Annotated in this window: 11 protein-coding genes and 1 tRNA gene (1 of these 12 running past the window's edge); 1 reads left to right on the plus strand and 11 read right to left on the minus strand. The window is 44.7% G+C overall.

All coding sequences use genetic code 11. The features are described from left to right. The 6 genes from FQV37_RS14140 to leuS all read right to left on the minus strand — a co-directional run. Nucleotides 1–59 (minus strand) — tRNA-Lys (locus FQV37_RS14140); it reaches 187 nt to the left of the window's first position. 194 nt (nucleotides 60–253) lie between these two features. Beyond that, nucleotides 254–2,203, minus strand: coding sequence for a MacB family efflux pump subunit (locus tag FQV37_RS05150; protein ID WP_227684577.1), 1,950 nt, complete (start codon nucleotides 2,201–2,203; stop codon nucleotides 254–256). A 269-nt stretch (nucleotides 2,204–2,472) separates the two neighbouring features. Beyond that, nucleotides 2,473–3,798 (minus strand): efflux RND transporter periplasmic adaptor subunit, encoded by a 1,326-nt coding sequence (locus FQV37_RS05155; protein WP_160021558.1) that lies wholly within the window; start codon nucleotides 3,796–3,798, stop codon nucleotides 2,473–2,475. A 281-nt stretch (nucleotides 3,799–4,079) separates the two neighbouring features. Further along, nucleotides 4,080–5,180, minus strand: coding sequence for a DNA polymerase III subunit delta (gene holA, locus FQV37_RS05160; RefSeq protein ID WP_160021559.1), 1,101 nt, complete (start codon nucleotides 5,178–5,180; stop codon nucleotides 4,080–4,082). Nucleotides 5,181–5,336: 156 nt separating this feature from the next. Further along, complete coding sequence (locus FQV37_RS05165; RefSeq protein ID WP_240990955.1) at nucleotides 5,337–6,050, minus strand: LPS-assembly lipoprotein LptE; 714 nt, start codon at nucleotides 6,048–6,050, stop codon at nucleotides 5,337–5,339. Nucleotides 6,051–6,116: 66 nt separating this feature from the next. Beyond that, complete coding sequence (leuS, locus tag FQV37_RS05170; protein ID WP_160021560.1) at nucleotides 6,117–8,804, minus strand: leucine--tRNA ligase; 2,688 nt, start codon at nucleotides 8,802–8,804, stop codon at nucleotides 6,117–6,119. Nucleotides 8,805–9,040: 236 nt separating this feature from the next. Here leuS and FQV37_RS05175 point away from each other — a divergent pair, with 236 nt between their 5' ends. Beyond that, complete coding sequence (locus tag FQV37_RS05175; protein ID WP_160021561.1) at nucleotides 9,041–9,418, plus strand: arsenate reductase; 378 nt, start codon at nucleotides 9,041–9,043, stop codon at nucleotides 9,416–9,418. A gap of 22 nt (nucleotides 9,419–9,440) precedes the next feature. On the opposite strand, the gene FQV37_RS05180 is transcribed toward FQV37_RS05175, so the two are convergent. From FQV37_RS05180 to mgtE, 5 genes are all read right to left on the minus strand, one after another. Next, entirely contained in the window at nucleotides 9,441–9,674 is a 234-nt protein-coding gene (locus FQV37_RS05180; RefSeq protein ID WP_160021562.1) for a hypothetical protein, read from the minus strand. A gap of 24 nt (nucleotides 9,675–9,698) precedes the next feature. Further along, nucleotides 9,699–10,601, minus strand: coding sequence for an acetylglutamate kinase (argB, locus tag FQV37_RS05185; RefSeq protein WP_160021563.1), 903 nt, complete (start codon nucleotides 10,599–10,601; stop codon nucleotides 9,699–9,701). A 77-nt stretch (nucleotides 10,602–10,678) separates the two neighbouring features. After that, complete coding sequence (locus FQV37_RS05190) at nucleotides 10,679–12,481, minus strand: phosphohexomutase domain-containing protein (protein WP_160021564.1); 1,803 nt, start codon at nucleotides 12,479–12,481, stop codon at nucleotides 10,679–10,681. A gap of 137 nt (nucleotides 12,482–12,618) precedes the next feature. Then, nucleotides 12,619–13,083 (minus strand): dUTP diphosphatase, encoded by a 465-nt coding sequence (gene dut / locus FQV37_RS05195; RefSeq protein ID WP_160021565.1) that lies wholly within the window; start codon nucleotides 13,081–13,083, stop codon nucleotides 12,619–12,621. A gap of 191 nt (nucleotides 13,084–13,274) precedes the next feature. After that, nucleotides 13,275–14,678, minus strand: a complete 1,404-nt coding sequence (gene mgtE / locus FQV37_RS05200; RefSeq protein ID WP_101206268.1) for a magnesium transporter — start codon at nucleotides 14,676–14,678, stop codon at nucleotides 13,275–13,277. Between the last annotated feature and the right edge of the window lie 19 nt (nucleotides 14,679–14,697).

Below are 14,697 nucleotides of genomic sequence, written 5' to 3' on the forward strand. Positions count from 1 at the left end.
CTCGAACGCGGGACCAATTGATTAAAAGTCAACTGCTCTACCAACTGAGCTAACAGCCCTAACGTTTAAAGTGTTTGTATCCCTAAACGTGAGAGCACATTATATATATTATTATGACAATTACAACCCCACATGATAAAAAAAGTGTAATTCTCTTATAAAATTGCCAATTTATTCCAGTTTCTTTAAATTTTTGCCATTATATCGATATTGACTGCTCTATTTTTGGCCAAAGCGAGTCAATAATCGATTATTAGTCTCGAGAAAGTGCTTCAACAGGATCTAATTTGGCAGCATTACGCGCTGGCAAGAATCCAAATACTACGCCAATCAATGTCGAACAAACAAAAGCGGCAATAATAGAGGTTGATGAATAGATAACTTTGAAATTATCACCACCCACGCTATTAATCAGCTCACCAATGGCAAAGGCCAGTCCGATACCAATCAGTCCCCCTAAAATACAAACCAAAACGGCCTCAATGAGGAACTGCTGCATGATATCGCTCTGACGCGCGCCCACTGCCATACGTACGCCAATCTCGTTAGTGCGCTCGGTGACAGAGACTAGCATAATGTTCATTACTCCAATACCGCCGACGATCAATGAAATAACAGCGACTGATGAAATAAGTAGAGTCATCGTTCCTGTCGTCGACTCGATTGTTTGACGAATAGAGTCTGAATTACGCAGCTCAAAGTCATCTTTACCATGGCGACTTTCTATCAAGTCAGAGATGGCCGTCTCTGCGGCACTAGAAGAGATACTATCATCTAACAACGCCACAAAGCGGTCGATATTGGTACTACCGGTGACGCGCGACATCACCGTCGTATAAGGCATATATATAGTAGGCGTCGTTACACTGGGACCAAAGCCACCGTCGCTCTCTTCAAGTACGCCAATCACGCGTCCAGGCACACTACCAACCAATATTACCTCGCCAACAGGGTTATCAATATCTGAGAAAAAGGTCTGTTTAGCGTTGTCATCGATGATGATATCTTGACTACGTAATGTAATGCTTTTTGCATCAAACCCTTGGCCCAATGTTAATGTCTCACCAGTGACGTTTAGATAGTCTTCACCAACGCCATTGACGGTAGCATCCTCTTGTATATTACGATAGCGGACACTAGAGCTGGCATTTACCTGAGGGCTGACACTGATAATATAGGGTTGATTGCCGACCGCCTCTGCATCTTCTGGTGTCAAATTGTCATCATTATAGCGGCGTCTAGGATCGCCTCTAGGGTAGCCATCATTGACGGTAATGGTATTGGTACCTAACGAGCTGATATTGGCAAGGATTTGCTGCTGAGAGCCTTGTCCAAGGCCTACGATAGATACGACTGCGGCAATACCGATAATAATGCCGAGCATAGTTAGTAGAGTACGCATCTTATGCGCGCGCATGGCAAGCAAAGACATTTTGAAAGCTTCAAGCAGTCGATCAATAAAACTACCAAAGGCACTTTTTCGATGCTCGCCAAGGATAGATTCTGGTTTTTTGTCTGTGTGCTTATAATGCTCAGTTTGATAGTCAGCGATGACATGGCCATCTTTGAGCTCAATCACACGCTCCGCTTGTGCTGCTAGTTTTGGATCATGAGTGACCATGATAATGGTATGACCTTGTGCGCTGAGGTCATGCAAAATCGCCATGACATCTTCGCCAGACTTACTGTCTAGGGCACCAGTTGGCTCATCTGCTAAGATAACATCGCCACCATTCATCAGTGCACGAGCGACAGAAACACGCTGCTGCTGTCCACCTGAGAGCTGATTGGGACGATTGTTGACCTTATTGCCAAGGCCGAGGTCAGTTAGTAGCTTCTCAGCACGATTGGTGCGTGCCTCGGTATCCATGCCCGCATACACGGCAGGGACGGCGACGTTGTCTTTGGCACTGATATCACCAAGCAAATGATAGCGCTGAAAAATAAAACCAAAGTGCTCACGGCGCAGTTCTGCTAGCTGATCGGCATCAAGCTTACGGGCGGATTGACCATAAATCTTATAATCACCAGCAGTGGCTTGATCTAGACAACCTAAGATATTCATCAAGGTGGACTTACCAGAGCCTGATTGTCCAATGATGGCAACCATCTCACCTTGGTGAATCGTCAGATTGATATCATGCAAGACGCGAATGGTTTGCTCACCAGCAGGGAACTCTCTGATAATGCCAGACAGCTCCATAATGGGCTTGCCTGATGCAGGATGGTTAGCGGTATTGGTTTTTGCCGGATTACTTAAGTTATCTGAGCTGTTTGAAGGGTTAGCAGTAGTGTGTGACCCTAAGTTTTGAGCCGTGCTACTTTCAGAGCTATCTTCACTCGACGGTTTAGGAGATTGAGATATAGTCATAGCAGTGTCTTTAATAAAGGCTAATAAGCGTTATAGTGTTGTTATGAAAGGGCTGCTATGTTTAACAAGCCCTTTTTTATTCAACATAGTCAAAGCACAAGTTACATTTGAGGTCCACCAGGTACGCGGCCGCTATCTGATTTCTTACCGCTCTCTTCACTGATGATTACTTCTTCCCCTTCTTTCAAACCACTTAAGATTTGCGCATTTACTCGGTTATCAATACCGACTTCTACTGTACGCTCTTCTACGGTTCCGTCCTCTTTTAATACACGTACAAACTTGCCGGTGGCTGCTTTGCCTTTTTCTTTACCTTTAGTTCGCTTTTCTTGTATCACTGTTGATGGTACTAATAGAGTATTTTTGGCTTCGTTGACGATGATATATATCTGTGCCGTCATATCGATTCGAAACAAGCGGTCAGGGTTTGGTACTTCTACGTAGCCGACGTAATAGATAGCAGCGTCTGTCGAGCTGGTGCTACTGATCTGCTCTGGGGCAGGTTCGATAGCGGTTAATGTCGCATCATACTGTTTGTCTGGATTACCGATAATATTGAAATAAGCAGGCATACCAGCACTGACATTGATAACGTCAGCTTCGGAGATTTGCGCGTTGATACGCACGGTCGATAAATCCGCTAGCGTCACCAATGTGGGCGCCGTTTGGTTAGCATTGACCGTAGTACCTTGCTCAGTCGTAATAGAAACGACTGTACCTGATATTGGTGCACGAATCGTGGTATAGCTTAGATCTTCTTCAGCAGTACTGACGTTGGTTCGTGATTTGCGTAATGCTGCTTGCTGACTGTTGATATTGGCTTCTGTGGTCGCAATCGCGGCTTTAGCTGTATCGATAGCCGCACGTGCATTGGCAACGGCTGCTTTTGCAGTCTCGACACTGGTCGCCTGCGTGTCATATTCTTGTTGTGAGATAGCATCGATAGCGACTAAGTCTTGCAAACGCGCAAAGTCAGACTGTGCTTGTTTCAGCTCAGACTGACGGCTGGCAAGATCAGCATAGGCACTTTTTAGACTGGCTTGTTTGCTTAACGATTCTGCTTGCGCACTTTGTAGCGCAGCTTCGCTTTGTTCAAGACTGGCTTGCTCATTACTCAGGCTGTTCTTCTGAGTCACTTGATCAATCTGCGCAATCAAATCGCCTTGCTTAACTTCGTCACCGACTTCAACGTACAGGCGTTTTACTTCACCAGACACCTGCGCCCCTACATCGACGGTATTTAACGCTTTTACTTTACCGGATGCCATGACATTGTTTTCAATATCACCGACTTCAACGGTTGCGGTTAAATAGTTAGGTGTGGTTTCTTCTGGTTTTAAAAAAGTATAGGCCAAAGCCCCTAATGCTACGATAATCAAGGTGATGACACCCCATTTGATAGCAGACTTTTTGCTTATTTTGCGCATGACAACAATCCAATCACAATTAAATCAAGTGTAGATATAGTAGAGACTTCATCTACAAAAGGGAATGGAAATTAGTTTACGAAAGGTTAAGGTAGCCAAGAACAGAGACAGGTACAGAAAAGAAATGCTTACTAAAAATCAATAAAACGAAGATTATAGGAGAACAAAATAGGGTAGTAGAATCTGAATTTACAGCGTTTAAATGTATAAATCAGTAAGAGAAGAGATGGATAACTTGTTAATAAGAAAAACAATAAAAGGTGGTGACAAGCGGGTCTGTCTTAGCGCATCGCAAATAAACGCTTACCTGCAAGCTCCAATGCCGCTTGTAATAATAGCTCCCATGCTGGCTGGCGTATAAGTCCTTTGATAGCTTGGTCACAGCGGTAAAGCAGAGCAGGCCATTCGCTCGTTTGTTGCTTTGACTGACGACGGCAGGCTTGTTGGTACAACCCTTGCTTACTACGCCAAATGCCTAATGCTTGAGGGTCTTGACCGTCCATAAGCTGGATAATTTGACGCATGTCTTTGCTAATAGCCCAGAGTACTAAAGTAGTGGGCTCATCGGTCGACTTTAGCTGAAACATGATCTTGGCAACCTGCGTACTATTACCCGCGAGCATCGCATCAGACAAATCAAACACACTAAACTGAGCGTCGCTGACCAATGCTGCTTGTAGGTCTGCAATATCCAATGCCACATTATTCACAGGTTGTGAAAAGCTATTAGATTGTTCGGTACTGTTGTCAGTAGCACTATTTTCACTAGTACTGTCATTAGCAACTAGCTGCGGTGCAAACAGATAAGACAGCCGCCATAGGGTCTGATAAGCACTCAATAGATGATGCTCAGTGTGTGACATGAGTAGCTGCCACGCTTCTTGAGATAGTCTTAAACCAAACTTCTGAGCTTGTATTTGTAATAGCTGTTGGCGCTGCTGCTCATTGTATAAATTGCAATCAATAATATTGCCATATTGCGCAAAAGGAGCAAACCATTTGCTGCTCTGGCTGCGTTTGTCTTGCTTAGGTGTAAGCCACAACACACTATGACCGTGTGTGCCAGCTTGTGCCTCGACCGCAAAACGTTCCAGCTCGGTGATAACTGCTTTGTCAGGTTTATGATTACCCGTCACGATTACCGCGCTAGCATCATCAAATAGAGACTGGCTGCCAAGCTCGGACAGTACTTCTTGCCAGCTCTTGACAGAAATCAGCTCTATACGTTTGATTGCATAGTTCTGCGCGCGCCAGTGTGGACGCAGCGCATCTATCAACCATTGACTCAGCAGTGGCTCGTCACCGTGCGCCAGCCACAAGCCCGCTACCGCAACGGAAGGCTGCAGTAGTTTTGGGTAGGCTTTTATGAAAGTATCTTGCATAGCGTGGTATTACACAGGTTGATGAGCAGGTAATGCCAATTCCAAAAATATGATCAGCAGTGTCAAGCTAGCCGAGTTTACTAGTACTTACGCTCGCTTAGTTTGCTACTCATATTTCTAGAAATGGTATCGTTTGATAATCAGAACGACTAACTCTTACGGTTGTGGTACGACGACGACGGTTGGTGTCACACCTTTATTCATCTGCACAGACTGCTTGGCAGCGGGTGCGACTTTAGGAAGCGAGATAGCAACGTACTGGTCAGTGATACGGCGAGCTAAAGTATCATAGAGCCAATCGCGAGTCTGATCGCCTTGCTGATCGTCAGTACTAACAGAGGCTTCGTTGTACTGATAGCTTCGCTCGACCTGAATGGGGTTGCTCAGTGTTACAGGCTTACCATTTTCCATCGTTTGATAGCTGACATCTGCTGATAGTACCAAGCGAATCTCTGTTAATACACCAACCAATTCGTAACGCTTAAAACGTACATTACGGATATCGATAGCGGCAATAGACTCAGCCCCTGCTTGTTGGTTATTACGAGCAACTTCTTCTGAGCTCATATTACCAATAACATCGACACCTAACGTCTTCAGGCGACGCGTCAATGGTAGTTTCAGCGGGAATGAGGTGCGATTGTCTTCGATAATAACTGCTGTTTTTTCGACGTCAAGCAACATCGCTGAGTCGTAACCACGTAGCTGGAAGCCGCAGCCGCTAAGAGCCGTCGCTGCACCTACCACGGCGAACATTGGCAGCGTGGCAAGTAAGACTGCTCCGAGCTTTTGGCCATGGGACTTTCTATTAGCTAGGCTGTGTGCGCTTAATTCTGGCTGCGCCTGCTCAGCTCGATGGTTGTACGACATAAACGCTATCCTCATATGATAAGAAGGTTTAGAGCACTAAGCCTAAAATACTTAGCTCAAGATACCTCAGCCTACAACCACGATGTTAACCAATTTGTTAGGAACGACGATTTCTTTTTTGATCTCGCCCGTGATGAATTTTGCCACGCTTTCCATAGTGCGAGCTTGCTCTTTTAGCTGCTCAGGATCGCTGTTTGGTGCGACATCCATCTTACCACGCATCTTACCATTGACCTGTACCACCATCGTGATCATGTCCTGTACCAGCGCACTTTCGTCCACGGTTGGGTAGTCTAAAGTTAAGGTATCAAGACCCAATTGCTCAAGCAAATGCTCACCGACGTGCGGCGCATAGACAGACAGCATAATCAGCAGATTGGTCAACGCTTCGTGTTTGACGTGCAGCTCTTGCTCATTACTCGCGTTAAAGCCAGTCAGCTCATTAGCAAGTTCCATCAGGCTTGATACTGGCGTGTTCAATGCCAGACGATCACCCAAATCACTGTCAATCTTAGCAATTGTTTCGTACGTTTTACGGCGTAAGTTTTTGGCTTCTTTGCTCAATCCGTCTGTGTTCAAGGTAGCAATATTAAGCGTATCAATGCTGATATTGGCGGCTGTTAGCGCTTGCATATGGTCGGCTGCAATACGCCATACTTTTTTCACAAAGTTATAAGGGCCTTTTAGCGCGTCATCTGACCATTCAAGCGTTTGATCCGCAGGCGCAGTAAATAGCGTATATAGACGAACCGTATCAGCACCATATTTATCAATGGTTAGCTGTGGATCGACACCGTTGTTCTTTGATTTAGACATTTTTTCAATTTTGCCAATCGTCACTGGCTGGCCGTCTGACTTCAAGATTGCTTTGATTGGTTGACCGCGTTCGTTGAAGTCAATATCGATATCTTCTGCAAAGTAGTAGGTCGTACTACCATCTGCATTGACGCGGTAGAATGTACCAGCAAGCACCATGCCTTGGGTCATTAGATTGGCAAATGGCTCGTCGCCTGTGACTAAGTCTTCGTCACGCATCAGCTTGTGGAAGAAACGCGCATACAATAGATGCATCACCGCATGCTCGACACCGCCCACGTATTGATCGACTGGCAACCATTTATTGGCAGCAGACTTGTTGACCATGTTTTGTGCATCATTTGGGCTAGCAAAGCGTGCGTAGTACCAGCTTGACTCTACGAATGTGTCAAAGGTATCGGTCTCACGCTCAGCAGCATTACCACATTTAGGACAAGTGGTATTGACAAACTCTGGGATGTTTTTAAGTGGGTTACCGCGACCATCCGGTACGACGTCGGTTGGCAATACAACTGGTAGGTCTTGCTCTTCAACAGGTACCGTACCACAATGCTCACAGTTGATCATTGGGATAGGGCAACCCCAATAGCGCTGGCGAGAGACACCCCAATCACGTAGGCGATACTGGATCTTTTTCTTAGCCAGCTCTTTTGGCTCAAGCTTAGCTAGCATGGCTTCGAATGCTTGCTCAAAGTCTAGACCGTCAAACTCACCTGAATTAACCAAGGTATTGCGCTCGGTATAAGCAAGATTGACCTCACTATCGTTCGCTTTGGCATCTGCTTTTAGTTCATCAAAATAACCGTCAGGCACATTGATGACTTGCTTGATTGGTAGGTTGTATTTATTGGCAAATTCATAATCACGTTCATCATGAGCAGGTACCGCCATGACGGCGCCTGAGCCATAGCTCATCAGTACATAGTTAGCGACCCAAACTGGCACTTCCTCACCAGTTAGAGGATGAGTGACGGTTAGACCTGTATCCATACCGATTTTTTCAGCTTTAGCCAAATCAGCTTCAGCGACTGAGCCTTTTTTGCAAAGGGCGCAGAATTGCGCAATCGCTTCATCATTTTCAGAGGCATACTGTGCAAGTGGATGCTCTGCGGCTACGGCAACATAAGTCACACCCATCAAGGTGTCAGGACGAGTGGTGAACACATCTAAGGTGTTTTCTTCACCAGCAAGCTCATAAGGAAAATGGACTTCCATCCCGGCACTACGACCAATCCAATTGCGCTGCATGGTTAGTACTTCAGACGGCCAGTGACCTTCTAGCTGATCCAAATCATCCAATAGCTCATCAGCATAGTCAGTGATGTTGAAGTAGTACATTGGGATGTCACGTTTTTCGACCGCAGCACCACTACGCCAGCCTTTACCATCGATGACTTGCTCGTTTGCTAAGACGGTATTGTCAACAGGATCCCAGTTGACCGTCGACAGCTTTTTGTAGACTAGGCCTTTTTTGTACAACTGCAAAAATAACCACTGCTCCCACTGATAATACTCAGGGCTACAAGTGGCAAATTCACGTGACCAGTCAATAGACAGGCCTAGCAATTTAAGCTGTGCACGCATACTGTCAATATTGGCAAATGTCCATGCCGCAGGTGGCGTTTGGTTAGCAATCGCTGCGTTTTCAGCTGGCAAGCCAAAACCATCCCAGCCCATCGGCTGCATGACTTCATAGCCTTTGAGGCGATAATAACGGCTTAATACGTCAGAAATCGTATAGTTACGGACGTGGCCCATATGCAGCTTGCCACTTGGATAGGGGAACATTGATAGCATGTAACGACTTGGCTTGTCGCTTGGCTCATTGCTTACTTCAAAGCGCTTGTCAGTTGCCCATTTGGTTTGCTGCGCGGCTTCTATCGCTTGCGGGTTGTAATAGTTGTTTTCTGCTTGGTCTGCTGTCACGGCGTTGCTCATAGTCGGCTCGAAATTGGTTGATACTGATTTATTTAATATGAATTTGTTTAATACTGTTCAAAATAGGTGGAATTTGACAATGCCATAGCATAGCGTAATTTGGCGAAAATTGCGACGATATGATGCAGTTGCTTACTAGGTTTGGGGATTAAAAGTGAGGTGTTTTATATATTCAGTCAGCTTTCGGTATAATAGAGAAATTCACAAAAATTTATGAGTAATGATAAGGAGTCGCAATGACAATTACTATTTATGGCATTAAATCATGCAGCACGATGAAAAAAGCGTTTACTAAGCTAGACGAGCTAGGTGTCAGCTACGATTTTCACGATTATAAAAAGCAAGGTATTGATAAAGATACAGTACAGCGCTGGGTAAATGAGCTAGGTATCGACAAAGTGCTTAATAAGCGCGGTACGACGTGGCGCAAGCTAGACGATAGTCAAAAGCAGGCAGCTGATGCCAGTGTAGACGCCGCGATAGAGTTACTCGTAGAAAACACCAGTATGATCAAACGTCCGATAGTGGAGGGTCAGGTTGATAGTAAAACGCAGAATCAACCGATACTGCTGTGCGGTTTTGATGAGGCGGAGTTTGACCGCGTTTTTGGTTAAAAATAGGCGTAAAGAGCCCGAGCTAATAAATTCTTAGCTCAGGCTTAATAACGCCAACAATAAACCAAATCACACTAAAGCCCCAAATAATGAGCACATAGAGGCGGATTTGCTCCGCTGTCCAATCAAGGGCAAACCAGTCAATCATAAAAAAGGACTTCCAGCCCTCTATCCATTTTGCGCCGCCATAGCCAATGATCCACCAACAATAGATACTTTCTAATATAAATAGTAGAGACCATAGCGGAAGAGACATGACTGATTCCTGTTTTTAGCTCAATTAGGCCTCTATCTCACGGCTGATGAGCGTACCAACCCCTTCGTTGGTAAAAATCTCAAGTAAGGTCGCATGAGGGACACGGCCATCAACGATTACCGCGCTTTTGACGCCGCTACGTACCGCATCAAGCGCACATTGGATTTTGGGAATCATGCCGCCTGAGATAGTGCCATCTTCGATTAAGCTATCGACTTTCTTTGGCGTGAGTCCAGTCACCACTTCGCCGTCACGTCCCAATACGCCTTTGATATTGGTTAATAACATCAGTTTCTCTGCTTGTAAAAACTCTGCCACTTTACCTGCGACCAAATCTGCATTGATGTTATAGGTATTGCCTTCAGCGTCAACGCCAAGTGGCGCGATTACAGGGATAAAATCAGAGGCAATTAACATGTTAATCACGTCTTTATTGACGCTGACCACATCACCGACGAATCCTAAATCAACTGGTACAGCGATACCGTCTGCGCCAATTTTTTCCATCATCAGTTTTTTGGCTTGAATCAAGTTGGCATCTTTACCTGTAAGACCAATCGCGCGACCGCCATGTTTGTTAATCAGGCTAACAATCGATTTGTTAACGCTACCGCCCAAGACCATCTCTACGATATCCATGGTGCTTTTGTCAGTGACACGCATGCCATCGATACGGTCTGATTGACGACCGAGCTCTTTTAGGAGGTTGTCAACTTGCGGGCCACCACCATGTACGACTACTGGATGCATACCGACTGTTTTTAGCAAAACAATATCACGAGCAAATGAGCTCTCAAGCTCAGGGTCGGTCATGGCGTTGCCGCCGTATTTTACGACGATGAGTTTATCAACAAAGCGCTGGATATAGGGCAGAGCAGTGGTCAATACTTCAGCGGTGTTTTTGGCATCATCTAAGTTAAGCGTCATTACAAACTCCTAAGGGCCGGTTTTAAATTGGTTGTTTTTCTACTATGTCTAATGAGACAGTTATATATTTTATGAGGCTACTCCGCAGGAATAGCAAGAATCTGTTCTGCTAGCGCTGCATTAAATGGTCGGCATAAAGCGGCAAATGTATCCTGAATATCTTTTAGGTCATCCACACTGTCACCTGCAAAGCGCGCGGTCAGGCTATTACTGGTATTTGATTGGCGCAGTACGCCAAAGCCATGTGCAAAGTCTAAACGCACACCATCGATACAGCTTAGATTGGTTCCTACAGGTAATAATTCATGCGTCTGTTTTAATGCTATTTGCGCCTTCGCAGTAGCGCAAGTACACGCTGATGACTTGCATATTGTGACGGGCAGGCAAGTATCTTTTAACTGCTGACTAGATGAAGAATCAGTATGAGTAGACATATCTACTAGATACTGCAAATAATGACAAAATCTCGTTAATTGCTCTACAAGTGAGCAGTCGTTAGTAGCGGTTTGCGGCATTGGCAAATAATGGTCAGCAGTACTGATTATAGGGGGCAAGCTGTGTATGATATCTGCTAGCGGTTTTTTATCATTAGTATCATTATGAGTTTGGTCAAGCCAATGCAGCAACCGTAATGCGGCATACATCGCATCATCATAAGGGATAAAGTGGCTGTCATTAAAGATGAAATGCCCTGATAATTCACCAGCGAAGACAATCTGATTGTCAGGATGCTGCACCTGCTGGCGCATAAAGCTGCTGCCAGTCTTGCTAATCACAGGTGTAGTACCAAGCTCAGATAACAGTCTTGGCAAATGATGGGCGCACTTAATATCGAAAAGAACTTCAGATGCTAATAAAGAATAGTTAAGAGAGTTAGGATGTTCAGTAATAGCAATACGTGCCAATAAATAGAGCAAATGATCGGGCGTAACTATTTTGCCGTTGTTATCAACGATCATCAAACGATCGCCATCGCCATCAAACGCTAGGCCTATATCTGCTGTGTGCAAAACAACGGCTCGTTGCAATTCGTTTAGGCGGTTTGGTTCGGTGGGGTCTGGATTACCAAGGGGGAAATTACCATCTGGTGTATCATTGAGAAAAATAACATTCTGGCAAAAACGTTCAAACAGGCGTTGAGCGATGCTCCCAGTTGCGCCATGCATACAGTCAATAACTATGACCAAATCAAGTTTATAATCGCTTTTCTGATTGGCTGCAGTTGCCGAGTGATTGTGCTGAAATAATTTTTCAAATACCTGCGCAATAGCATCGATATAAACGTTTGCTACTTGATGAGTAGGTAGTTGCTCAAGCAAGTCGCTTGGTAATTTTGAGTCATGGTTATTATCAATGCTTTCAACATTTTCTGAATGCAAGATAGGATTGTTAGCTTGATTATCGGGATAAGCGTGACAACTATGATGATCGGTTAGCTGATGATAGAGCGTATGTATCTCTGAGCTACTAGGGGACTTGTTATTCACCAACCACTTGATGCCTAGTATGTCTTTAGCAGAATGGCTCGCTGTTACGACTATGCCATGTCCTTGATATTGCATTGCCCAAAATGCCATCATTGGCGTGGTAATCAGACCTAACTGGATTACACGTAAACCCTGCTGAGCTAATACAGTAGAGAGTGTATGTGCAATGGCGTCACTGCCAATACGCATATCATAGCCAATAACGACAATATTTTGCTTAGTCTCAACAGAGGAATTAGTACTGATGTTTTGAGTCGGTTGGCTATCTTGGGCATTGTAGAGAGTAGCAAAAGCATGGCCTAACGCTTGTATAAAACTGCTAGTGAAATACTGGTTGGCACCACGAATATCATAAGCACGGAATAAGGATTGCTGCGCCGCAAAAGGTGGCATTGCTTACTCTCCTTATAACCGTGATAGATGTTCAATGATAAATAAAAATAGATAGCGCAAGGTTTTATATATAGCTTAAGAAAAATCTTAAACGCTATCTAAAAAGTTGTCAGAAAAATTGACCAACAAAATAGCTACTATTGGCGACCTGAATGTCCAAACCCGCCTGCACCGCGTACGCTTTCATCACTGAATTCTGCAACCACTTCAAACTCAGGACGCGCAACAGGTACCACGATGTACTGTGCCATACGTTCAGCTGGGTTAAGAACAAAGTCATCTCCACTACGGTTCCAAATACTAACCATCAGCTCGCCTTGATAGTCAGCATCGATTAGCCCAACCAAGTTACCCAAGACGATACCATTCTTATGACCAAGACCTGAACGCGGTAAAATCATACCTGCATAATTAGGATCTTGAATATAAACGGCAAGACCTGTACCAATTAAATGGGTTTCACCTGCTTTAATCGTTAATGGCTCGTCAATACAAGCACGCAAGTCAATACCTGCACTGCCATCGGTGGCACGAGTTGGTAAAGAAAACACTTTATCTTCAGTAATTTTAGGGTTTACCACTTTAACTTGTACAGCTTGCATAACACACTCACTTAACGATTTGATGGTTTTTAAATTATGATTTTAAACTAGGGCCTTGAACTATGATTTTAAATAAATCTTATTCGACATTTTTATATAAATAACAATTCTATATTTTAATTATTCAGCAATTCAGCAATTCAGCAATTCAGCAATTCAGCAATTCAGCAATTCAGCAATTCAGCAAAAAACTAAAGTATCAACACGCTGGCCAATCCTAAAAACGACATAAAACCGACGATATCCGTGACAGTCGTTAGGATAACCGAAGCAGATAGAGCAGGGTCGATATTCATTCTTTTTAGCATCAACGGTATGCTGATCCCCGAGACATTAGCTGCAGTCATGTTGATTGCAATGGCAAAACCGATGACGGCACTGATCTTAATATCATGAAACCATAACTGAGCAATAAACGCCATAATTATCGCCCAGATGATACCGTTTATCGCACCCACCCATAGCTCTTTATTCAACAGCCAGACACGGTTAGAACCACCGATTTGACCCATCGCCATACCGCGGATAACGACCGTCAGCGTCTGCGAGCCAGCAATACCGCCCATACTGGCGACTACTGGCATCAATATCGCTAGCGCCACGACTTGTGCTAGTACTTCTTCAAACTGTCCAATCACTGCTGCGGCCAATAGGGCGGTACATAAATTGATACCTAGCCAGACGCTACGGCTTTTGGCACTGGTTAGGATAGGGGCAAACAGCTCTTCATCTTGGCTAACACCAGCGAGGTTTTTCATGGTGCTGTCGACATCATCTTGGATGATTTCCATGATGTCTTCACCGTTTAGTTGACCAACCAGCTCACCATGGCTATTGATTACTGGCGCAAAACGAATGTCTTCTGAACGAAAAATCGCGGCAGCATCTTGGATATCCAAGCGATCATTAATCGTAATGGCAGTGTCAATCAGCTCCGAGACTAATGTATTCTGTTTATGCTTAATTAAATCTACTAGACTCAGTAGCCCTAGCAATTGCTGGCTTTGATCGACAACGAGCAGCTCTTGGCTCTCGTCATCGAGCAGGTCGTCGTTTTCACGCAGCCACTCTTGCACATCCGCCAAATAGATATCATCCCTTATCTGAATAATATCAGGATCCATATAGCTACCAACTTCCCAATCAGCATAAGTATCAAGTTTGTTGACTTGGACCCGCGTCTCTTCGTCTAGCGTTGCCATGACTGAGGTACGTACGCTCTCAGTGACAGTGTCCAAAATCTCAGAGATATCTTGAGCATCAAGATCTTGGGTGAACAAAGAGATTTCTTGAGAAGAAATGTTCTCCATTAATGGTTGGCGGGTATCGACATCTAGCTCGGCAAGCACTTCACCTTTGATATGCTCTGGCACCTGCGCCCAAATCAACAGACGGTTTTGAGTTGGGAAGGATTCTAGTAGGTTGGCAATCTCATATTCGGACTGCTTTTCCAAAAACTCTGTAATGGCCTCGTATGCTTTATCAGCAACCAACCCCTGCAGATACAGAAGCTTATATTCGGCACTATATTCAGCCGAGTTATAATCTCCTGACAGCATGGCGGTTCGTTCCTGATTGGGCGTCGGGGTAGGCATAAGTGTTCCAAGTTTTTAC

The sequence above is a fragment of the Psychrobacter nivimaris genome (assembly GCF_009812035.1).
GTDB classification, from domain to species: domain Bacteria; phylum Pseudomonadota; class Gammaproteobacteria; order Pseudomonadales; family Moraxellaceae; genus Psychrobacter; species Psychrobacter nivimaris.

Excerpts from the sequence above, each read along its gene's own strand:
- FQV37_RS05150 (WP_227684577.1), bottom strand. The coding sequence starts at position 2,203 with ATGGAGCTGTCTGGCATTATCAGAGAGTTCCCTGCTGGTGAGCAAACC.
- FQV37_RS05155 (WP_160021558.1), bottom strand. The coding sequence starts at position 3,798 with ATGCGCAAAATAAGCAAAAAGTCTGCTATCAAATGGGGTGTCATCACC.
- holA (WP_160021559.1), bottom strand. The coding sequence starts at position 5,180 with ATGCAAGATACTTTCATAAAAGCCTACCCAAAACTACTGCAGCCTTCC.
- FQV37_RS05165 (WP_240990955.1), bottom strand. The coding sequence starts at position 6,050 with ATGTCGTACAACCATCGAGCTGAGCAGGCGCAGCCAGAATTAAGCGCA.
- leuS (WP_160021560.1), bottom strand. The coding sequence starts at position 8,804 with ATGAGCAACGCCGTGACAGCAGACCAAGCAGAAAACAACTATTACAAC.
- FQV37_RS05175 (WP_160021561.1), top strand. The coding sequence starts at position 9,041 with ATGACAATTACTATTTATGGCATTAAATCATGCAGCACGATGAAAAAA.
- FQV37_RS05180 (WP_160021562.1), bottom strand. The coding sequence starts at position 9,674 with ATGTCTCTTCCGCTATGGTCTCTACTATTTATATTAGAAAGTATCTAT.
- argB (WP_160021563.1), bottom strand. The coding sequence starts at position 10,601 with ATGACGCTTAACTTAGATGATGCCAAAAACACCGCTGAAGTATTGACC.
- FQV37_RS05190 (WP_160021564.1), bottom strand. The coding sequence starts at position 12,481 with ATGCCACCTTTTGCGGCGCAGCAATCCTTATTCCGTGCTTATGATATT.
- dut (WP_160021565.1), bottom strand. The coding sequence starts at position 13,083 with ATGCAAGCTGTACAAGTTAAAGTGGTAAACCCTAAAATTACTGAAGAT.
- mgtE (WP_101206268.1), bottom strand. The coding sequence starts at position 14,678 with ATGCCTACCCCGACGCCCAATCAGGAACGAACCGCCATGCTGTCAGGA.